We start from the raw sequence: 20,586 nt of genomic DNA, 5'->3' as shown, positions 1-20,586 counted from the left end.
CATGACCGACACTGTGAAGAGGCCCGCCATGACCGTTCCCACGGCCGTGGCGGGTGCTCCCGTCCCTGCCGAGTCGACTGGACGAAATGTCCGCCGTCGCTCCGGACCGGTCTTGGTGGCTGGCGCCGGGGTAGTCATCCTGGCTCTGTTTTCGCTGATCCACCTCACACAAGGAACGGCCGACGTCGGCCCTTTCCAGCTGTTGGGGCTGCTCACCGGAGGCGGAACGGACCAGGAAACCGCAGTGTTGGTTGCCTCGCGGGTACCGCGACTTTTCGCCGGTTTGTTGGTCGGCGTGGCGTTGGGGGTGGCTGGCGCGGCTTTGCAGTCGGCCACCCGCAACGTCCTTGCTTCCCCTGACACGCTGGCTGTGAATGCCGGCGCGCATTTCGCGATAGTGGCAGTGGCTGCATTCGGCCTGACGCTTCCGGCACTCCTGTCCGGTGGCATCGCCTTCATCGGCGGCCTCGCCGCGGCTGTGCTGGTGCTTGCGCTGTCGGGCGGTGGTTCCAATGGCAATGGAGGCCCCATCCGCCTGGTGCTCGCCGGCACAGCGCTGGCGTTGGGCCTGCACTCGGCCACCAGCGCACTCCTTCTTTTGTTCAGTCAGGAAACCACGGGTCTGTATGCGTGGGGGCAGGGAAGTCTTGCCCAGTCCCGCACCGACGAGTTGATCCAGTTCACGCCCATAGTCCTCATGGGTATCGCCGCACTCTTTCTCCTCGCACGTCGGATGGACCTGCTCGGCTTGGGTGACGACGCCTCCAGGCTGGCGGGTGCGGATCCGCGCCTGGCCCGGGTGGGCGCCGTCGTGCTTGCCGTCGTACTGTCGGCAGCGGCGGTGACGATCGCCGGCCCGATCGGATTTGTTGGACTCTGTGCCCCTGCAATCGTGCGTCTTCTGGCTTCCCGTCTTCGCGGCCTTGGCCGGCATAGGGCGTTGCTGCCCATCTCCGGCTTGGCCGGTGCAGTGGTGGTCATCGGAGCGGACGTCCTTGTTCGTGGTCTTTTCGGTGCCCAAGCAGGCGTTGAAGTCCCCACCGGCGCAGTCACTACGGTCTTCGGGGCCGTATTCCTGGTGATCCTGGCCATGCGGATGTCCGACGCCGGGTTGAGTGTTGCCGGTGATGCCCTGGCAAGACTTCGCACCCGCAGGTTCTTCCTCACCGTATTGATCGGGCTCCTTGTCCTGCTCACCGGCTTGCTGGTAGCGGGTGCCCTACTGGGCGATGCGAAGCTCCTGCTCGGGGATCTCGTCAACTGGCTCACCGGACAGTCGGGAAATCGTGTCAGCGCCGTCCTGGGTACACGAATGCCGCGTGTCCTGGCGGCGGTCCTCGCCGGCGCGGCCTTGGCTCTCGCCGGTGCACTTATCCAAGCGGTGTCCCGCAATTCCCTGGCCGAGCCCGGCATTCTTGGCGTCTCCGGCGGTGGCGGACTCGCAGCAATCATCGTCATCACCACAGTCCCGTCGGCGGGCTCGTGGGTGATCACTGGCTCCGCGCTTGGTGGAGCGGCACTTTCTGCCCTGCTGGTCTTCGGATTGGCTTTCCGCGGCGGGCTTCAACAGAACAAGCTGGTGTTGATCGGCATCGGCATCTCCGCGGGGCTGGCGGCCGCTATCACCGTCCTCCTGGTGACGACAGATCCGTTCAACCAGACAAAGGCCCTCACTTGGTTGTCAGGCTCTACCTATGGCCGCAACTTTGCCTCTGTCCTGCCACCGCTGCTGGCCCTGGTACTTGCGCTGCCTGTGCTGGCGGGCATGAGGCGGGATCTCGATCTGATTGCCGTGGATGACGATTCTCCGCGCGTGCTGGGCGTAGGGCTATCCGGATCCCGGGTGCTCCTGCTTACGGTGGCTGTGCTTTTGACCGCTGGTGCCGTCTCTTCGGTGGGCGTGATCGCTTTCGTGGGACTTGTGGCACCCCACGCCGCCCGCACACTTGTAGGCGCACGGCACTCAAGGGTCCTGCCCGTGGCAGCGTTGATCGGAGCCTGCACGGTGGTGCTGGCCGATGTCATTGGCCGCACGGTCATAGCACCGGCCCAGATACCTGCTGGAATCATGACGGCGTTGGTGGGCGCCCCCTACTTTGTGTATCTGCTCTGGCGTTCACGGGTGGACCGCACGGTCTAAGCTGTCCGCTATGCCGTCTGCCGGCGAGCGGCTTCTGCACATAGGATCGACTCATGGCCGGTTCACTGGATGTTCTTGGCCCCATCCTGGAAATGATGACGTGGGTGGGGTTTGTCCCCGGCGTGCCGTTGCTTTTATGTGCATGGGTCATTGCCCGGCGCCGATGCGTTTGGACCACCGCTGAGGGAGAACAGTTCGCCGCAGGCGGATTTCTGGGACTGCATTGGGTAGATCGGGCGAACGAGGAACAAAAGGTCCTGCTGGATATCCCTGCCCGCGACGGGAGCGTTGAATCAGGCGCTGTGCTGGTCCACTACGACCTCTGCCACCCCTCCCGATGCTCGCTGCATCCGCCGCGCCACGACAACACTGTTCTGATTCTCGGCTGGATCCTCACTGGTGTTGGGATACTGAGCACCCTCGGCGGGTTCGTCCTTCTCCTTCTCTAGCGCGAACCCCTTGAACGTCCAATTGCTCCGGGGCTAGCATTTGCGCGCACGGTCAACGCGCACCGTAAACCTAGGAGACTGCTATGAGTGAGACGACCGCAAGCCTGATGGTGGACCTGATCATTTCCCTGGACGGCTACGCTTCTGCCGAAGGCTGGCCTGGTTGGTGGGGATTGGAAGGTCCGGAGTACCTGGCCTGGTTGGATGAAGAGGGAAAGAAGGACTTCACCACACTGATGGGCGCGAACACGTACCGGGTGATGTCGAGTATGTCGGAGGAAGCCTCTGAAGACAGTTCGGGGTTTTCAGAGGAGGAGGGCGCCAGTCTGAGCGGGTTGGCTGCCATGCCCAAGATCATCTTTTCCTCCACCCTGAAGGAGCCCTTGGCATGGCCCAACTCAGAACTCATTTCGGGTGACGCTGTGGAAGCCGTCCGGGAACTAAAGCGGACCCGAACCGGCACGTTGAGCACTCTGGGCAGCTTGAGCCTTTGCCGTTCCCTGCTGACGGCCGGTCTGGTGGACAGGTTTCGCTTGGTGATCTTTCCCGTGATCACCGGGAGGACCGGTAGTGAGCGAATCTATGACGGCTACCCGGATGTCGCCTTGGAATTGGTGGACAGCCGGACGTTCGACGGCCGCTCGCAGCTACTGGAGTACATACCCACTGTCATCGAGGGCCCGCCACCAGCAAGGCAGGGTTGAGTCCACATGGGTGCAGGCAGCGAACCAATTCCGAATTTACCTGAATCCCAACCGGAAGCCGGGCCCTTGCCCGAAGTCATTGTCCAGCAGGTGCAGCTGCCTGCAGGGGTTGCGGGCCCCACAGAGATCAGTTTCGATGTTCGCTGCTTCGTGCTGCCTGTTTCCGGTGGGATTGTTCTGATTGACACGGGAATGGGAGGCAGTGCCATGGATATCAACCAGGCGCTGGAACGTCTGGGCGCCGGTTGGGGTGACGTCTCCGATGTGGTGCTCACCCACTCCCATGCAGACCATGTGGGCGGTTTGGACGATGTCCTTTCGAGAGCGGGGGATGCTCTATTGTGGGCAGGCGAGGCGGAGTTAAGCGCCTTGCCTTCCCACGCCCGGGCCGCAGCCGACGGTGCTTCAATCCGCGGGCTGCGCGTCATCCACACTCCCGGGCACACGCAAGGGCACATCAGTTTGCTGCATGAAAGTGACGGCTTGTTGTTCGTCGGTGATGCGGTAGGCACCATGAACGGGGTCATGGTTCGCCCTCCCGCTCCCTTCACTGCCGACCCAGTGGAGGCTGAATCATCGCTCCGAAAACTCACCGAGGTATCGCCCAACAGGATGCTGTTCTCGCATGGGGCCGGGATTTCCGATCCGAACGCCCGGCTCCGCGCCCTTCTCGATCAGCCTGCTTCCCGCCCATGACCCGCCAATGATGAGCGCGTACCTCAGCTAACGTTCAGTGACTGACCTTCACTAACGTGTTCGAACAGTGGAGCGAGGCAATCAGAGTAATAGGTCATGGCCTCCGCGAAAGTGAGCAACTTTGGTCCGCCGGCGGCGGCAACTGCCGAGCCCTGCGGGTCTGCCAGGTCCATGTGGCAGAGAACAGGTTCTCGGCTGAAGCCGTTGGCGGTCAAGGTGGCAATTCCCCAAGGGTGGCTTGGGTCGGTCACGGAGATGCCGGCAGCATCGAAGGTATCCCGCAGGACGTAGTGCGTGACCGTGCGCCAGGACTGGACAAAGGGCTGCTGCAGTTGCTCAATCAGGTCATCGTCGTCGCTGTCGTAGGCGTCCGAGAGGGCGGCGGAAAGAGCATCCCATTCGTGGGCATCGCGGACCATGAGGTGCGCGGCCCGAAGGCGGGCGATAGTTTCATTCAACGTCATGGTAGTCCCCAAACTTCCCGTCGCTTTGCCTGACCCGAATGGGCAGGCCGGACCGCCGTCGGCATGTCACTATCAAACAGAACGGATGAAGCAGCAGCATGATTCCCTGAAAAACGGTGTTTTTGCTTTCTAGCCGCGTCATTCCTTGGCCGCCTAGCAAATCAGTAGCCTTACTAATAGGGTGGTTGTGGGGAAGGCCCCCGGATGCGAAGAGAAGTGAGGCCCGCATGACTGAAGAGCAACCCATCAGCAAAGTCACGGACATCATCAACGATTCCAAGATCGGAATGCTGACCACCGTCAATGAAGAAGGTGCGCTGGTCAGCCGGCCGCTGGCTGTCCAGGAAGTGCAGGACGACGGCGACATGTGGTTCTTTACGGGACTGGGGACCTCACAGGTTGCCCACGTGAGACAGGATCCGCGAGTCAATGTTTCCTTCGGCAAGAACACCGAGTGGGTGTCTGTAGCCGGGACTGCCCACGTGGTCACGGACCGACAGAAGATCCACGAGATGTGGAACCAGGTTGTGGAGGCATGGTTCCCTGACGGTCCGGACACCCCGGAAGTTTGCCTGATTCACGTGGATTCGGATTCGGCAGAGTACTGGACGAGCCCGGGCGGAACGGCAGCAACGGTACTTCAATGGGTCAAGTCCAAGGTCACCCACTCCCGCTTCAGCGTGGGCGAAAGCGGCACAGTGGAACTATGACCCGCCATGGTTGACGTCGAGCGGTTTCGGATCCTTTTGGAGGAGGAAAGGAGTCGCAAACTCGAACTGCTTATGGCGCTGCGAAGCGACATCAGCTCGGTGAGCCTCGCCCGGCAAGACTCCAATGTGGACGACGAACACGATCCCGAGGGCAGCACCATCGCCTTCGAGCTCTCCCAAGCGTCCGCCCTCATGAGCCAAAGCCAGGTTGGCTTGGAGCAGATCGATGACGCACTGGCGAGGATAGCGGCAGGAACCTACGGACTGTGCGCGGTGTGCGGCGTGGCCATACCCGAGGGCAGGTTGGAGGCGAGGCCGTGGACGCCGTTCTGCGTCAACCATGCCTCAGGAAGAAGCTGAGTCAGCTGGACATTCCCGGCGAAACCGGCACGAACTCAATGCCCTGCTGGACCTTCTTCCTGGGGCCTCGGTTGAACCCTTTGGCGTCCAGGTGGTTGCCGGCACGGTAGGCTGCCAGCGCTTGGTCATAAATCTCGTTGAGCCGCCGCCCGGTGAAGACTTCCGTGGTTCCGTCGGCGAAAACCACGCTCACTGACACGGTTCCCGGGAAGTGCCTGTTCATTCGGATAAAACCTTGCGCGTCCTGCTGCAGGGAAATCAAGAATTCCGCCCTTTCGACGATTGTTACCTACAGTCTCTCAGCAGTGGCCGCAACACGGTGACGCGGCCGGCTCAGCGCAGGGACCCTGGTGATGGCCGCCCGCCGCTCGCCCACGGTATTCTCGATGCTTCCGATTCCCTCAACGGTCATCCGGACCACGTCTCCGGTCTTCAAGGGTGGGGGAGTCTTGGCACCGTTCCGTCCCCAAAGTTCAGCGAGGCATCCTCTACCGCATGTCCCGGAGCCCAAAACGTCGCCGGGTCGCACTACTGAGTCCTGCGATGCGTACGCTACGAGTTCGGCGAACGGCCAGCCCATATTGGACAGCAAATCCTGTCCAATATGTTCGCCATTGACCTCAACGGCCATGGAGACCGGCAGGAAGCCTTCGGCGTCGTGCAGGTGCTCAAATTCATCAGCAGTTACGATCCACGGGCCCAAGGTGTTGGCGAAGTCCTTGCCTTTGCAAGGACCCAGACTGACTTTCATCTCACGCCTTTGCAGGTCGCGCGCCGACCAGTCGTTGAGGACTGTGTAGCCGAAGATGTGCTGGTGCGCGTCGGCCGCCGACAGGTTTCTGCCTTCACTTCCCGGTACATGACCGACGACGGCCGCTACTTCGGTCTCGAAATCCAGCTCGTTGCAACCGGCGGGGATTCCGATCACTTCTTCCGTACCGGTCACAGTATGCGGATTCGTGAAGTAGAACGTGGGTGCCTCATACCACTCGGGCACCACGCCGGCCACGCCGTCGATGCTCTTCCGCACGCCTTCCACATGTTCCTCGAACGCCACAAAGTCGCGGATGGTGGCGGGTACCAAGGGCGCCAGCAACTGTACCTCGGACAGGGGAACGGAAGATGCCGTTCGAACAGTTTCCGCAGCGATTTCCAGCGTTTTGGCCAAGCCTGCACTTAACAGGTGGTTCACGGTTTGTCCCTCGGGCAACGGGAAGCAGCTGCCGTCAGCTACGAACCCGGCGCGAGTACCGCCGTCGTCATTCCAGCGGGCGATCTTGACCATGTCTTTTCCTTACGCTCTGGAGCGGACGGTGAGGGCTGCCGCAGCGGTGATGCCCAAGGCAGCAGCGTTGCCAGCGAGAACCTTGGCGGCATCGGTCGCGGGGAGACCGGCCGCATGGACTTCACCAACGGGATTGTCGGAGCCCATGTCGAACGGGTAGTCCGAGCCGAGCATCACCTGCCCGGGGCCCGCGACCTCGACGAGGGTGCGCAGCTCGCGGGGCCCGTGCGTCAGGGAGTCGAAGAAGATCCGCTGAAGGTAGGACGACGGCGGTTCGGCGCACCGCTGCGCCTCAGGGCGAACCTTCCAGGCGTGGTCCGATCGGCCGAGCCACCATTGCCGAAACCCCGCTGGGCCGGACCGGGACGCCGGAGGAGGTGGCCGCCGTCGTGCTTTTCCTCCTGAGCCCCATGGCCGCTTTCGTCACGGGAGTGGACCTGCCGGTTGACGGTGGACAGAGCAGCCACGGAGGAGCGAAGTCAATCTCAGATGCCCTGCGCTGACCGATTTCCCTCAGTCCCCGGGCCCTTCAACCGGTAATTCAGCAGGACGATTCCGGACGGGTAATGACGGCACTCCATAAGTTCCAACTTCGTCCACTGGCTGACCCTGCCGAAGAACGGAACGCCGCCGCCCATGATCACGGGGATCACGGAGATACCCAGCTCATTGATCAACCCCAGTTCGACGAATTCCGTGACCAACTGACCACCGCCGAACAGGCAGATGTCCTTCTCCACGCCAATGGTTTCCTTGATACGGGCAACCAGTTCCCGCGGATCGCCGGAGAAGAGTTCCGTGTTGCCCTTGGTAGCGAGTGTTGGATCGTGGGTGACCACATACGTTGGGACTTTCGTCCCGCCGCCGCCCATGGTTGCTACCTCGCGGTAGGTGTTGGCCCCCATGATGTAAGCCCCGGTTCTGCGCTCGGTGGCTTCAAAACCGTAGTCCTCGTCCTTGGCCATGGCGTCGTTCAGCCATGAAAGGTCGCCGTTCTCTGACGCGATGTATCCGTCCAAGCTGGCAGCCATGCCCCCGAACACCCTACTCACGGCAAGGATTCCGTGTCCGGGGAGGTTTCAGTTGTGCTGGCCCGGTCGGCTGCTGCGCCCTGCTTCCGGCTGGCCAGCAGGAACGGCAACGCGATGAGCTCAATGAATCCTGCCATGGCCAATGATGCCGGATAGCCGTAAAGGTCAGCTCCCCGGCCCAGGACCGGCTGGATAACTACGCCGCCGCTGGAGCCCATCAGCGAATCGAAGCTCAGGACTGTGGCCCGCTGCTTCGAAGGGATCATGTCGTTGACATAGGCCTGCCGGACTGGCGTGGCGGCAGAACCGACGACGGCCCAGAGCGCGAGCAATATCAGAGCCACCCAGAAGATACGCGTGAAACCGAGGACCAGCAGGATGACGCCACCCACGGTCGCTCCAAGGATGAGCACGGAGGTGCGCCTGTGGAATAGCTGCCGGGCGTGCGGGGCGAGCCAGCCTCCCAGGATCTGCGATCCCGCAACAATCGCGGCGGCCAAGCCCGCGATGGAATAAGCCCTGGGATCGCCGAACAGGTCAAGGAGGTAGGGCTGCAGTGCATAGAAGACGTAAATTCCGACGCCGGCACTAAAGGGGGCGGCCAGCATCACGTAACGCACGGGCGGGTTTTTCAAGCCGTTCTCGATCGATGCGGATAGCACCGCCCGTGTCGCGCGGAGGGGATGCGTCGAACGCTCAGGCGTGAAGCCGACGTCGTGCATGAGTCCAAAGGCCACCGCAAACATGGCGAGCAGCACCAGCACACGAAGGAGGAAGGGCACGCCAAGATTGGTGGCCTGGGCAATCACCCCTCCTGCTACTGAGCCCACGAGCATCGCGCCACCCTGCACCATCTGGCCTCGGCCAAGCACAGACTCCAGCCCGCCTTCGTAGCCCGAGAAACGCAGGGCATCCACGAGCCATGCTTCAACAGCACCGGAGAAGAACGTAAAGCCGAGACCCAGGAGAACCGAGACCACAGCCCACATCCAGAACGGCGCGGAGATCTGCCACATCACGAAGTACAGATAAGTGGACACGGCCAGCGTCACCGTTCCCAGCAGGAATGACGCCCGCCGGCCCCACCCGTCGGCGATCACTCCGGTAGGGACCTCAAACAGCACCATGCCTACGGTGAAGAAGGCGTTGGCGGCAAACGCCTCCAGGTTACTTAAACCGGCATCCAGCAGGAACAGGGTGTTGATTCCCCAGATGAAGGAGGCCGCAACGGTATTGCCCAGCGTCAATGTCAGATAGACGCGCTGGATCTTTCGGGCGGCGTCATTCAGGGTGTCGCCGCCCTCGCCGGTGCGAGGAGGGACCACCAGCTAATTCTCGCGCCGTTGCCCGTCCTCCGCCAGAGCTCCGTGGATGGAGAACTACGTTTCGTGACTTGTGGGGATGTCTTGGGAGGCTGCCCATTCGCTGACATCCCGGCGCTCAATGGCCGCAGCCATCATGTCCGGAAAGAGATCCGGTGTGCACGCGAAAGCCGGCACGCCGATGCCGGCCAGAGCCGCTGCATGACGTGAATCGAAGGACGGATGGCCGCTGTCGCTCAACGCCAGCAAAGCAATCATGGTGGTCCCGCCACCCACAATTGACGCGGCTCGACGCAGCATCTCTTCAGCTATGCCGCCTTCATAAAGGTCGCTGATCAGGACAAGGATGGTCTCGGCGGGCTTGGTTATCTGATCCTGGCAGTAGGCAAGGGCTCGGTTGATGTCGGTCCCGCCGCCCAGCTGTACGCCGAACAGCACATTCACGGGGTCATCCAGGTCGTCCGTGAGATCTACAACTTCGGTGTCAAAAACCACTAACCTGGTGCTCACGGACCGCAGAGAGCTGAGAACTGCTCCGAAGACACTGGAGTACACCACGGATTCAGCCATTGATCCTGATTGGTCAATGCACAGGATAATCTCGCGCTGAATCTCGGTGCTGCGCCTTGCATGGCCATGCAGCCGCTCAGGCACCACCGTGCGGTACTCGGGCTGGTAATGCTTGAGGTTGGCGGCGATGGTCCTGTTCCAGTCGATATCCCTGTGCCTTGGGCGGCGGGTCCTGGCGGAACGATTGAGGGCACCTGAGACTGCTTGGATCGTCTTGGCGCGCAGCCGTTCCTCAAGTTCCGTGGTGACCCGACGAACGACTGACCTGGCGGTTTCCCGGGACTCTTCGGGGATCACCCGCCCCAGTCCCACCAAGGTGCTCACCAAGCCAATGTCCGGCTGTACAGTGCGCAGCATCTCCGGCTCCAACAGCAACTGCCTCAGGCCGAGCCGATCCATAGCATCAGACTGCATCACTTGGACCACTGAGGAGGGAAAGTACCCGCGGATATCCCCGAGCCAGCGGGCCACGCGTGGACTCGACGACCCCAGCCCTCCACGCTGCCCGGACCCGCCACCGTAGAGCTCTTCCAGCGCCTGGTCCCGTCTAACATCATCATCGGATAGTTGGACGGGGACACCGTCCTCTGTTGAAATGCCGTCCGCGTCCTGCCCGCCCAGTACCAGACGCCACCGGCTCAACCGGTCCCGGCCCGCACCGGCGGAAGCATTGCCGGAACCATCGGCCGTGCCTGAGCCATCCGTCTGGTCGGAAGTACCCGTCATGCGATCGCCTCCCATCCCAAAATTCCTGCCATCGTTTGTATTGCCGGGCCAGCTCCAGCCAGGTCCATGCTGATGGCTTCCGCGCTGGTGCCGTCAGACCCGACCCGGCTTAGCTGCTCGCCGATTTCCCGCCGCTCAGGCCTGCTGAAAGCCGAGAACGTCCTCCTGACCAATGGCAAGACGTCCTCGAACACTTCGTCGCCCACACCCTCCACCCAGTCATCGACGATCTGCAGGAGGCGCGGATCGTGGATGAGCAATGTGGCGTCCCCGGACAGCAGACCGTCCAGCCACGCAGCGGCTTCCGGCGCGGGCGTGGCGATGGAGAGGCGTCGACTAAGACGTGCCGCCACGTCGTCTCCTTCCACCAACCCCGCGTCCATCAGAAGCCGGGTGGCCCGGCCAGCCACCGCACCATGAATGGTGTCTGACCGGGCCACTGCGGCAAGCGCTGCATGCCAGTCATCCAACGGCAGCTCAGCCAGCAGGGCCAAACCATCCTGCGCCGAATCAATGGCCCGACGCATCGCGCCAGCAGCATTGTCATCCAAGCCGGCGCAGGCCGTGGGCAGTCCCACACAGGCGCGCACCACCGTAGCTTCGAGGATCTTTCGAACATCACTCACATCTACCGCTCGAACGTTGCCGTACCTGCAAGTGCGGGCCAAGGGGGCGATGGTTTCCAAAAGGGGAGCAGTGTCCTGCTGAAGTGCGGTGCGTTCCGCCAGGACGGACACGACGCCGGCAATACCGTCGGGCAGTTCGGCCAGGAGACAGCCTTCCAGCAGTTTGCCAAGGACCGGCAGGCCTTCGGCTGCCTGCGCCTGCTCCGAGACGAAAGTGCTTGCGGCTGAGGCAACGGTGGTGCCGTAGCGGCTGGCTTCCACCACCGAAACAGCCAATTCAGGCTTCCACAGGAGGGTCCACGCTTCTTTGAAAGTGCCGGTGGTCCGGCCGGTGTCCGTTGGCTGACCCCAGTCCACCCCCAGCAGCGCAAGGCGGTGGAGAAGCACCGAACGTGCCAACTGGTTCGGCTTACGCAGGTCCAGGACCATGACTTCTTCCATGGCGCTGGCTTTCATGCGCAGCTTGCGCTGGGTAGCGGCGAGGTCGGCGGCCAACGGGAGGGTTGGCACAGAGTCCGGAACGTTCCCCAGCTCGCGGCCAACAGTAAGGTCGCGATGAACCAGGGCCAGCGGCAGGGGAGAACCGTCGCAAAGAACAGTCTGCGCGGCGTCGTCCAATTCAGGTAAGCCAGGGCTGGGCCTTCCGCGAACGGCGGCCAACGCGGTAGCCATCCTGCTGGCCTCTACCACCGACGCAGTGGACGCATCCAGGTTCTCTTTACGAAGCGCATGGGCTACCCGAACCAGCCAAGTGGTTGCCACATCCCTCGTGGGATCGTTCCCCATCCAATGTGCGAACAGGTGTTGATACCAGCCCGGCGCAGTGACCCCTGCGACGTATCCGCTGCCCAAGCTGAGCCGATTCGAGGTCCAGGGAACCCAGGTGACGGCCACCTTCGCTTTCGGCAAACCGGCGAGTACCTTGTTGTCGGCCGAAGCTGAAGGAAAACCGGCGGGTACCAATGCCGGTGCGTGATAGGCACCGCACACTACAACGATGCGTTCATGCCCTTCCCGCATGGCAGCCCGCAGGATGCGCCGCATGGCAGCTTCCCGGCGATTGTTCTCCACCACGTCAGGATGGTCAGCGGGACGCTGATCCATGCCGCGGATTTCCGAGATCGCATCGAGGAGGGCATCAAACCGCTCAACAGGGTCCGAGTTCCTGTGTTCCACCGCGTCCTCCCACCAGCGCTCAGCATCGCTGTACCCCGCAGCCTCGGCCAGCATCCCGATAGCGTCGGGCCGGAAAGCCTGCTGCGGGACAGCTGGAGGTTCCTCGACAGTGTCGGGGGTGCCGCCGTCGTCCTCAGTGGCGGCGATGGGGTCATCCTCCACCGAAGCCGATAATGCACGTTCCTCCGCTACCCGGAGCGCAAAGGTGTGTGCAGCAGGCAGGTCGATGGCACGCACGGACTTACCGGTGGTCAGGGCCCAGCGGATTGCTACCCATTCAGGCGAGAAACCGGCCATCGGGTAGAAGGAGGCCAAACGGGGCTCGTCCACAGCGTAAATCAGCCCGGCGACCGGCGGAACCATGTCCGGATCCGTGACCAGCGGGATGACCTGGTCAAGTTCGGGCGGCCCTTCGACCAACACCAGATCAGGCCGAAGGGCTGCCAAGGCTTCAGCAACGGAATGGGCCGAACCAGGACCGTGGTGGCGGATCCCCAGAATGTGGACGTCTGTCATGACTTAGTTGGGCGATTCGAGGTCGCGGCAGGCCCGGTAGAGGTCTTTCCATTCAGGCCGATTCCGGACGACGGTCTCCAAGTACTCCTGCCAGATCACGCGGTCCTGGACAGGATCCTTGATTACTGCGCCCACCAGGCTCGCGGCTACATCGTCCGCCCGGACGGTGCCATCTCCAAAGTGCGCCGCCAGGGAGAGGCCGTTGGTCATCACGGAAATAGCTTCCGCCGTGGATAACGTAGCCGATGGCGATTTGATGGTGGTGCGCTGGTCCTGGGTTACGCCGGACCGCAGTTCGCGCATGACAGTGACCACCCTCCGGATCTCGGAAAGTGCAGCCAAGTCCGCCGGCAGCTCCAAGCACTCACCGAGACTGCGAACACGGGTAGTCACAATCTCCACCTCTTGGTCGATGCTGTCCGGGAGCGGCAGGACCACAGTGTTGAAACGGCGGCGAAGGGCGGACGAGAGGTCGTTGACGCCTTTGTCGCGGTTGTTCGCGGTGGCGATCACGTTGAAGCCCTTCCGTGCTTGGACTTCCTCGTTGAGCTCGGGAATGGGCAGGGTCTTTTCGCTAAGGATGGTGATGAGGGAATCCTGCACATCGGAGGGGATACGGGTAAGTTCCTCCACGCGCACCAGGCTTCCCGTCTTCATGGCCCGCATGACGGGACCGGGGACCATGGCGGAACGGGAGGGTCCATCCGCGAGCAGACGCGCATAGTTCCACCCATAACGCAAGGCTTCTTCCGGTGTACCCGCAGTGCCCTGAACCACCAGAGTGGACGAGCCTGAGATCGCTGCGGCCAGATGCTCTCCAAGCCATGTTTTCGCGGTTCCCGGAACGCCCAGCAGCAACAGGGCGCGGTCCGTGGCCAGTGACGCCACGGCGATTTCCACCAAGCGTTCGGAGCCCAGATACTTTGGAGTGATCACGGCCCCATTGGCCAACGTCCCACCGAGGATGTAGGTGGTGACAGCCCAAGGGGAGAGACGCCAACTGGGCGGACGGGGGCGGTCATCAACAGCGGCCAGGGCGCTGAGCTCATCGGCATACGCATTCTCGGCGTGGGCGCGAAGAACTTCCGCTGCATTCTGGGCATCGGTCATCTGAAAGCCTCCGTCAGGGATTGTCTGAATGATTGGTATTGGACGGCATCGCGCAGCACCCGGCGCCGGACGGCGTCGTCGTCTGTTCGTGCCAAAAGTTGCCGGCATTGTTCGGTGGCAGCCGGCGGAAGGGCGGTTGGAAGGACTGCGGCCAGCGTCGCTGCCAAGCGGCCGCCGTCCTTGCCGGAAATCACTGTCAGTACCGCTTCCGCCAACGGCGCGGACCAAGGCTGCGGCACGTCCTGCAGTAGAGGAGCCAGCGTCAGCGGTTCGTCGCCGCTTTCCCGGACATGCCTCACCAGCCAATGTTCCCGCTCGTCGGGAGGGAGGCAACCCAGCAGCCTTCTGTCCGTCCTGACAGTCAGCAGCGCGCGTGCCCACTCAGCATCTTCGCGGGCGGCAGTGGTGGCGATCAACGCTTCCATGATGCGCGGTTCGCCCTGCAGCAGGGCCGCGGTGCCCGCCCGGTTCCGGCCGGATACCGATGTCCAAACCTCAAGCGGTGCGCCACGGATGATCACATCCAACCGTGCAAGCCGATCAGGTTCACCTCTGCGAGGATCGGCGGGAATTCCGTCGCGCAGTGCCTCTTGGTCAGGGGCCGGAGGGAGATCGATGTCCAGGCGCTTGTTCAGGAGCCCTTTGACGTGCAGCAGGGGTAGGAGCCGGGTGGCCATGCGGCCCGCACGCGCACTCCCGGGGAGTTGGTCGAGGAGCCGGAGCGCAACGTCCCGTACGCTCTTCGCTTTGTCGTCCAAGGCATGTTCCAGCAAACCTTCGTCGTCGTCATCGAGGTTGCCGGCAAACAGCGCCAGGTTGCCCGCGCGTTCCCTGGCGCTGAGCGACGTCCAGTGCCCACGGAGCTGCTCGCGCGCAGCTGCCGGGTCACGGCCTCTTAGCCGGTCCAGCTCGACTGCAGCGGCGGCGCTCCCAAGTTCAGACCATTCTTCTGCCGGTTCGTGTGAGGACGGACTTTTGAGTTCTTGCAACCAGCGGCCACGGGTTCCGATTGCCGGTTCAAGACTCCTGAAAACAGCGGATCTGGTCTCCGCCAAATTGAGCAACGCCGGCAGCAGCCGGTGAGGGACCCGCCGTCGTGATTCTTCGGCAAACCCCAGCCAGTCCAGTACCAGCTGGGTTTTCAGCTCAAGCCTCACGGGCGGCTGGTTCAGCAATAGCTCCAAGAGCCGGGCGGCCTCGCCGCTGGCTTGGGGCTCCGTGTCAGCGGGGGCAGGCGAAGCCAGGCCGGTGGCTGGGGCTGACGATGCTGTCCGGGACGCACGGGTAACGGCGTCGGCCAGTGCTGCTTGATCCAGCAGGGATTCCTCGCGGCTCAGGTTATCCGGCGCACGAAAACCGAGCGCGACGGGCGGCTCGGGGGCGTCGTGCCGAGCGGTTCCCACCAAGGCCGCTGTTCGGAGTTCTGCCAACCAGATCATGGGGTCACCACCGTTCCATCGACGACGACGGTCAGCGGACGCAGGCGGCCATCTTCCAGTTCTCCGAAAACATCCGCAGCATGGCCACCTGTCAGTGCCAGCAGGGAGTCGAGGGGAGCATCCACCAAGGGAAGTGCGTCGCCACTCGGATCGTGCACCCACCCCATGCCCTGCGGGTTGACGGTGACACCTTCCAGCATCACCGGATGCCTGGTCCGCCACGGCGAGCGCGCGACTGCTGCTGACTCCTGTTCGAGCGCTTGCCGGATGCTGTAACCGGTGCCGAGGCTTGTGGCCACGCCCTGCGGGGTGATGGGTCCGGTGAACAATGCACGCCGTGGCGCTGAGCCGGGGTAACGGGCAACTGTGACATCAAGCTGCGCTCCCGCGAGTTGCGGCGCAGCCAGCCCCTGGCCTTGTCCGGCGAAGTCCAGAATGACAACCGTCGTGCCGTCGGGTGCGCGAAGCCAGGTCCGTTGTTGCTGGACGCGTCCGTCGTCACTGCGGTGGGCTCCGAGCACCAGCCACGGGCCCACCAGCGACTCGGTGTCCTGTACGTCAGCAGACGCCGTGGCCCAGCCGAGGGCAGCCTTGACGTCAGCGAATTCGTCCGGTGTGAGTGCGTCTCTTGCTGCCCAGGCCTTTGTCAGGGCCCACCACCGGCCCGCGTGAAGGAGAAGATGGTCTGCCCAGTCCGTCCTGCCGTGGATTTGGGATGCCATTTCCCGCACTTGTTCGGCCAAACCGGGAACCTGGGAGTCCACCAAGCGGGCTGCCACGCCATCCCACCAGGAATATGGCTGATTGCGGGCAGCGGCAAGTCCGGTTCGTACGAGGTCCGTTAGCCAGCGCGAGAAATCATCGATCCCGGCATCCATGAGGGCGAGCCTGGCGGCGAGCCGTTTTGCCTGTGCTTCCGGATCAACGGGTTGTTCGGCCTGTCGCCGTTCTTTTGCCGTGGCACGATCGGCCCGTTGATCGGCCCATTCCTTTGCGAAATCAGCGGTGGCGGCTCCGGCCTCGGCTGCCTCGCCCCGGGACCAAAGAAGCAGCAGTGCCAATGCGTGCTTGCAGGGAAACTTCCGGCTGGGACACGAGCACCGGTAGGCGGGTGCGATGATGTCCACGCTCACTTGATATGGCGTTTTCCCGCTGCCTTGGCACTTTCCCCATACAAGGACATCGTTGCTGCCTGAGTCGGACCACGGGCCGGGATGCGCAAGTTTCCGTGCTGCTGCAAGCGAGGACGAGTCCGGGGCGGCCTTCATTACTGTCTCTTCGCTCCAACGCCCCATGAATCACATTCTGCCTGACGACTCCGACACTATAGAACAGCAGTCACGGTGTGGCGCTGGCACGGGCGGGGAGGATGGCCTCGACTTCCCGCCCGTAGCCTTGATTGCTACGCCTGATTGCTCACCAGGCCCGGCTTCTTCGCCGTGACCTCAGTACGCCCTGCTGACAGCAGCGGGGCAAAGAAGTTGCCGAGTTCAGCTGTCGCTGTCAACGGATGCACGTGGGCGACGTACTGGTCCGGCCGAACGACTACAACCACGCCATCGCGGCTGAGGCCTCGGAGCTCAAAGATGTCGTTGTTGGGGTCTGTGCCGAAGACCTTCTCAAGGTAGGTGAGCTTGAACGGCCCTACGGTGGGTTTGAACGCTGCAGGTACAGCGCTGATATCAATGTTGGTGTGGTCCTGCTGGTAGATCACCTTCACGTCGAACCAAGCGTCACGGTCAGCGTCCGACGGCGTCGCGGCCAGCGGCGAGTCCGGCGAGTTCGCGATCCACTCGGCAAAGTCCGCCACCGGTCCCTGGGATCCAGCCTGCGCCGCGTCAGCGAAGACATAGATGCGCCAGCGGCCGTCCGCTTTGGCGTGGTGCCCAAGGTGCATGGGGTTGGTATCGCAGACCCGCAGGACGGGAGCCGATTTGAAGCGTTTACCCACAGGGAAGCCCGTGGCGAGCTCCTGATACCGTGCCTCCGCTACCAGCATTGAGGGGGCGTACTGGGTCATAAAACCTGCCGGGAACTCGGCGGTACTGGTGTAGAAAGTCTCCAGTTCTGCGGGGTCTTCGAATTCTTCGGGCTTCTTGGCCATCAGCGTGGACCACTGCTTGTCGAAGTCGATGAGGTTCTTCGCCACTACCTGGCGTTCAGCCGAGTAGGTATCCAGCAGGCTTTCGGGGCTGCGGCCCTCGAGGACGTGGCCGAGTTTCCAGCCGATGTTGAAGCCGTCCTGCATGGACACGTTCATGCCCTGTCCGGCTTTGGCGCTGTGGGTGTGGCACGCATCGCCGGTGATGAACACCCGCGGGGTGCGCGTACCGCGCTCCTCCGGCAGAACGTCGTCGAACCTGTCCGTGAGCCGGTGGCCTACCTCGTAAACGCTGTGCCAGGCCACGTTGCGCACGTCCAGGGTGTACGGGTGAAGGATGTCGTTGGCTTTCTGGATGATCTGTTCGATAGTGGTTTTGCGCACGGCGCCTTTGTCATTGGGGTTGACTTCGCCCAAGTCGACGTACATGCGGAACAGGTGGCCGCCTTCGCGGGGGATCAGCAGGATGCTGCCGCCGGCGCCGGACTGGATGGCGCACTTGGTGCGGATGTCAGGGAAGTCGGTGACGGCAAGGACGTCCATGACCCCCCATGCGTGGTTGGCTTGGTCGCCAGCGAGGTGACACCCGATGGACTCGCGGACCTTGCTGCGCGCTCCGTCTGCGCCCACCACATACTTGGCGCGAATGACCCGTTCCTGGCCTTCGTTGGACCCGGATGTGTGGCCAAGGGTCACCTCCACCGGGTAGTCGCCCTCGCCGGTGACGTTGAGGCTGTGGAACTCGTAGCCGTAGTCCGGTGTCATGCGTGTGGGGGAGTTGGCCATGAATTCTGCGAAGTAGTCCAGGACCCGGGCCTGGTTGACGATCAGGTGAGGGAATTCGCTGATCCCGGCGGGATCATCCACTGCCCGAGCGGCCCGGACGATCCGGGAGTGGTCGGCCGGGTCCGGCTTCCAGAACGCCATTTCCGTGATGCGGTACGCCTCGGCCGTGATCCGCTCTGCAAAGCCGAAGGCTTGGAAAGTCTCGACACTGCGGGCTTGGATGCCGTCGGCTTGGCCGATGGCCAACCGCCCGGGGCGGCGCTCAATGATACGTGTGGTGACGTCAGGGAACTGGGATAGCTGTGCCGCGGTCAGCATGCCCGCCGGGCCCGTGCCCACGATTAGGACGTCAACTTCGTCGGGAAGCTCGGCTGGGCGGTTGATTCCGACGCCGTCGGCCGGCTCGACTCGAGGGTCACCGGATACGTAACCGTGGTGGTGGAACTGCACAGGCTTTCCTCACTTCTTTGTGGGCTATCTCGTTGCGGGTGTTCGATAATAGAACAACGTGTTCGATTATCGCTCAGATAATCGTAATGCGGCTCACACCCGTGTTCAAGTCCTTGAAGAGCCATATGACGGAACCTTGTGTAGCTTCCGGCGGATTGAACCATGGGCATGTCAGGATCAGGTATGCCGCGCCTGATGCTCTTGGACACTGCCTCCTTGTATTTCCGCGCCTTCTACGGTGTGCCCGACTCAATCCGCCGTTCCGACGGAACGCCCGTGAACGCAGTGCGGGGACTGATGGACATGATCGCCCGCCTCACCACCGACTACGAAGCCACGCACTTGGTCGCCTGCTGGGACAACGATTGGCGCCCGCAATGGCGCGTTGACCTGATTCCCAGCTATAAATCGCACAGGGTCGCGGAGATCGTTGCGGATGGTCCGGATGTAGAGGTTGTCCCTGACCCGCTTGAGGCGCAGATTCCCATGATCCGCCGAGTATTGGACCTTGCCGGAATAGCTGTGGTGGGAGTTGACGAGCATGAGGCTGATGACGTCATAGGGACCTATGCGAGCCTGGCGACCTTCCCGACGGACGTGGTTACCGGTGACCGCGACCTTTTCCAGCTCGTGGATGACGACCGTGGGATCCGCATCATTTACACGGCGCGCGGCATGAAGAACCTGGAAGTCCTCACCGACGTCGTAGTGGTGGGCAAGTACCGTGTCCTGCCCCAGCAATACGCCGACTACGCAACACTCCGGGGCGATGCCTCCGACGGGCTGCCCGGAGTCGCCGGCATCGGCGAAAAGACGGCGGCGTCGTTGCTTGGCACGCACGGTTCATTGCAAGGACTTCTTGAGGCGGCGGAAGCCCCCGACGGCGGGTTGTCGGCTTCCGTCCGGGCCAAGCTGTCCGCGGCGGCTGACTATCTCAAGGTGGCGCCCGCCGTCGTGAATGTCGTGCGCGACTTGAAGGTGCCGACGCTGGAAGAAGCAGGCGCTGAACTGCGCCCCGTCACAGGAGAGGCTCGCACTGAACTTGAGCAACTGGCCAAGGACTGGAATCTGGGCGGATCGGTTAAGAGGTTGCTGGACGCGCTGGACCGCGGCCGCTGAGCCCGCCGTCCGCTGAGGACAGCCCTCACAGAAACCGGTTCATTTTCACAGCCCAATGACAGGTTCGAAACAGCCGGGGCTGTGGTGGGTCTCTCATCGTGTTAACAGGACGGAACCGTTGACCGTCCCTCAGACACCAGCCGTACTAGCGGCTCATTGAGGAGAGGCATATGTTGAAAATCAAGAGAATCAGCCTGGGCATGGCAGCCGGAGCTCTGGCACTAGGCGCAGGACTTGGTGCAACCAGCATCGCGACGGCGGCCACCACGCCGTCGCCGAGCGCTACGTCGACCCCTGGCACCACGTCGTCCGGGGATGCAACCACCCCCTCAGATCGTGGGGGAAAGCCTGGCGGGCACGGACGCGATCGGGGACAATTAGCAGCTGAATTGGCCACCAAGCTCGGTGTGGACGAGGCCAAGGTAACCGAAGCCTTGAAGGCGTTCCGTGAGGCAAACAAACCCACCACGCCGCCCGCCGAAGGAGCGGAAAGAACCAAGCCGGACCGTACGGCACAGGATGCCGCCCTGGCGAAATCGCTCGCTGAAGCATTGGGCGTAGACGAAGCCAAGGTCACCGCTGCACTGGAAGAAATCCGAGCCGCGGGCCAAGTTGAACGTTCCGCGGCCCTGAAGACCAAGCTGGACAAGGCGGTCACGGACGGCAAGCTCACACAAGCCGAAGCTGATGCCGTGACCAAAGCCGTTGAAGCCGGTGTCATCGGAGGAGGCGGGCACTAAGACCACTGCGCGAAAGCCGTCCACATAAGGATCCCCCGGACGTATCCGGGGGATCCTTATCGCGGC

The 20,586-nt window shown here is 62.8% G+C and carries 21 protein-coding genes; 9 read left to right on the top strand and 12 right to left on the bottom strand.

Annotation, left to right across the window (positions count from 1 at the left end; genetic code table 11):
* The first annotated feature begins 1 nt into the window (after nt 1).
* From ACZ881_RS11045 to ACZ881_RS11030, 4 genes are all read left to right on the top strand, one after another.
* Nucleotides 2-2,140, top strand: a complete 2,139-nt coding sequence (locus tag ACZ881_RS11045) for an iron ABC transporter permease (RefSeq protein ID WP_476115188.1) — start codon at nt 2-4, stop codon at nt 2,138-2,140.
* Between the two features lie 53 nt (nt 2,141-2,193).
* Complete coding sequence (locus ACZ881_RS11040; RefSeq protein WP_091467238.1) at nt 2,194-2,589, top strand: hypothetical protein; 396 nt, start codon at nt 2,194-2,196, stop codon at nt 2,587-2,589.
* Between the two features lie 83 nt (nt 2,590-2,672).
* Nucleotides 2,673-3,293 (top strand): dihydrofolate reductase family protein, encoded by a 621-nt coding sequence (locus ACZ881_RS11035; protein WP_429329866.1) that lies wholly within the window; start codon nt 2,673-2,675, stop codon nt 3,291-3,293.
* Between the two features lie 66 nt (nt 3,294-3,359).
* Nucleotides 3,360-3,989 (top strand): MBL fold metallo-hydrolase, encoded by a 630-nt coding sequence (locus ACZ881_RS11030; RefSeq protein ID WP_476115181.1) that lies wholly within the window; start codon nt 3,360-3,362, stop codon nt 3,987-3,989.
* Between the two features lie 23 nt (nt 3,990-4,012).
* Here ACZ881_RS11030 and ACZ881_RS11025 read toward each other — a convergent pair whose 3' ends face one another.
* Nucleotides 4,013-4,453: a hypothetical protein gene (locus tag ACZ881_RS11025; protein ID WP_476115178.1), complete on the bottom strand. Its 441-nt coding sequence runs from the start codon at nt 4,451-4,453 to the stop codon at nt 4,013-4,015.
* Nucleotides 4,454-4,680: 227 nt separating this feature from the next.
* Here ACZ881_RS11025 and ACZ881_RS11020 point away from each other — a divergent pair, with 227 nt between their 5' ends.
* Both ACZ881_RS11020 and ACZ881_RS11015 read left to right on the top strand, forming a co-directional pair.
* On the top strand, nt 4,681-5,163 hold the full coding sequence (locus ACZ881_RS11020) for a pyridoxamine 5'-phosphate oxidase family protein (RefSeq protein ID WP_364304959.1): 483 nt from the start codon (nt 4,681-4,683) through the stop codon (nt 5,161-5,163).
* A 6-nt stretch (nt 5,164-5,169) separates the two neighbouring features.
* The gene (locus ACZ881_RS11015) at nt 5,170-5,523 is read left to right on the top strand and encodes a TraR/DksA family transcriptional regulator (protein WP_476115176.1); all 354 of its coding nucleotides are present in this window, start codon (nt 5,170-5,172) and stop codon (nt 5,521-5,523) included.
* A 1-nt stretch (nt 5,524) separates the two neighbouring features.
* On the opposite strand, the gene ACZ881_RS11010 is transcribed toward ACZ881_RS11015, so the two are convergent.
* From ACZ881_RS11010 to ACZ881_RS11000, 3 genes are read right to left on the bottom strand one after another with little or no spacing between them, the layout of a single operon-like run.
* Nucleotides 5,525-5,785, bottom strand: a complete 261-nt coding sequence (locus ACZ881_RS11010) for a hypothetical protein (protein WP_474660582.1) — start codon at nt 5,783-5,785, stop codon at nt 5,525-5,527.
* 27 nt (nt 5,786-5,812) lie between these two features.
* Nucleotides 5,813-6,808, bottom strand: a complete 996-nt coding sequence (locus tag ACZ881_RS11005; protein ID WP_476115169.1) for a fumarylacetoacetate hydrolase family protein — start codon at nt 6,806-6,808, stop codon at nt 5,813-5,815.
* 9 nt (nt 6,809-6,817) lie between these two features.
* A complete protein-coding gene (locus ACZ881_RS11000) occupies nt 6,818-7,042 on the bottom strand; it encodes an amidohydrolase family protein (protein WP_476115981.1) in 225 nt (74 codons plus the stop codon).
* 143 nt (nt 7,043-7,185) lie between these two features.
* Here ACZ881_RS11000 and ACZ881_RS10995 point away from each other — a divergent pair, with 143 nt between their 5' ends.
* Complete coding sequence (locus ACZ881_RS10995) at nt 7,186-7,311, top strand: hypothetical protein (protein ID WP_476115166.1); 126 nt, start codon at nt 7,186-7,188, stop codon at nt 7,309-7,311.
* On the opposite strand, the gene ACZ881_RS10990 is transcribed toward ACZ881_RS10995, so the two are convergent.
* From ACZ881_RS10990 to ACZ881_RS10955, 8 genes are all read right to left on the bottom strand, one after another.
* Nucleotides 7,294-7,839, bottom strand: a complete 546-nt coding sequence (locus tag ACZ881_RS10990) for a dihydrofolate reductase family protein (protein ID WP_476115162.1) — start codon at nt 7,837-7,839, stop codon at nt 7,294-7,296. The two genes, ACZ881_RS10995 and ACZ881_RS10990, sit on opposite strands and share 18 nt — an antisense overlap.
* A 17-nt stretch (nt 7,840-7,856) precedes the next feature.
* On the bottom strand, nt 7,857-9,164 hold the full coding sequence (locus ACZ881_RS10985) for an MFS transporter (protein WP_454810816.1): 1,308 nt from the start codon (nt 9,162-9,164) through the stop codon (nt 7,857-7,859).
* Between the two features lie 54 nt (nt 9,165-9,218).
* Nucleotides 9,219-10,457, bottom strand: a complete 1,239-nt coding sequence (locus tag ACZ881_RS10980) for a VWA domain-containing protein (RefSeq protein ID WP_476115159.1) — start codon at nt 10,455-10,457, stop codon at nt 9,219-9,221.
* Nucleotides 10,454-12,775: a DUF5682 family protein gene (locus tag ACZ881_RS10975; RefSeq protein WP_476115157.1), complete on the bottom strand. Its 2,322-nt coding sequence runs from the start codon at nt 12,773-12,775 to the stop codon at nt 10,454-10,456. Before ACZ881_RS10975 ends, ACZ881_RS10980 begins: the two co-directional genes overlap by 4 nt.
* Nucleotides 12,776-12,778: 3 nt before the next feature.
* A complete protein-coding gene (locus ACZ881_RS10970) occupies nt 12,779-13,885 on the bottom strand; it encodes an ATP-binding protein (protein WP_476115155.1) in 1,107 nt (368 codons plus the stop codon).
* On the bottom strand, nt 13,882-15,324 hold the full coding sequence (locus ACZ881_RS10965; protein WP_476115153.1) for a DUF5691 domain-containing protein: 1,443 nt from the start codon (nt 15,322-15,324) through the stop codon (nt 13,882-13,884). The genes ACZ881_RS10970 and ACZ881_RS10965 overlap by 4 nt, the downstream gene beginning before the upstream one ends.
* On the bottom strand, nt 15,321-16,451 hold the full coding sequence (locus ACZ881_RS10960; protein ID WP_476115150.1) for an SWIM zinc finger family protein: 1,131 nt from the start codon (nt 16,449-16,451) through the stop codon (nt 15,321-15,323). The genes ACZ881_RS10965 and ACZ881_RS10960 overlap by 4 nt, the downstream gene beginning before the upstream one ends.
* Before the next feature lie 275 nt (nt 16,452-16,726).
* Entirely contained in the window at nt 16,727-18,661 is a 1,935-nt protein-coding gene (locus ACZ881_RS10955; RefSeq protein ID WP_476115148.1) for an FAD-binding monooxygenase, read from the bottom strand.
* A 168-nt stretch (nt 18,662-18,829) separates the two neighbouring features.
* Between ACZ881_RS10955 and ACZ881_RS10950 the strand changes: the two genes are divergently transcribed.
* Both ACZ881_RS10950 and ACZ881_RS10945 read left to right on the top strand, forming a co-directional pair.
* Nucleotides 18,830-19,780, top strand: coding sequence for a 5'-3' exonuclease (locus tag ACZ881_RS10950; protein WP_476115979.1), 951 nt, complete (start codon nt 18,830-18,832; stop codon nt 19,778-19,780).
* Between the two features lie 170 nt (nt 19,781-19,950).
* Nucleotides 19,951-20,520, top strand: coding sequence for a hypothetical protein (locus ACZ881_RS10945; RefSeq protein ID WP_476115146.1), 570 nt, complete (start codon nt 19,951-19,953; stop codon nt 20,518-20,520).
* The last annotated feature ends 66 nt before the right edge of the window (nt 20,521-20,586 follow it).

It is taken from the genome of Paenarthrobacter sp. TE3676, assembly GCF_056279165.1.
This window is presented reverse-complemented; position numbering and strand designations above follow the sequence as displayed.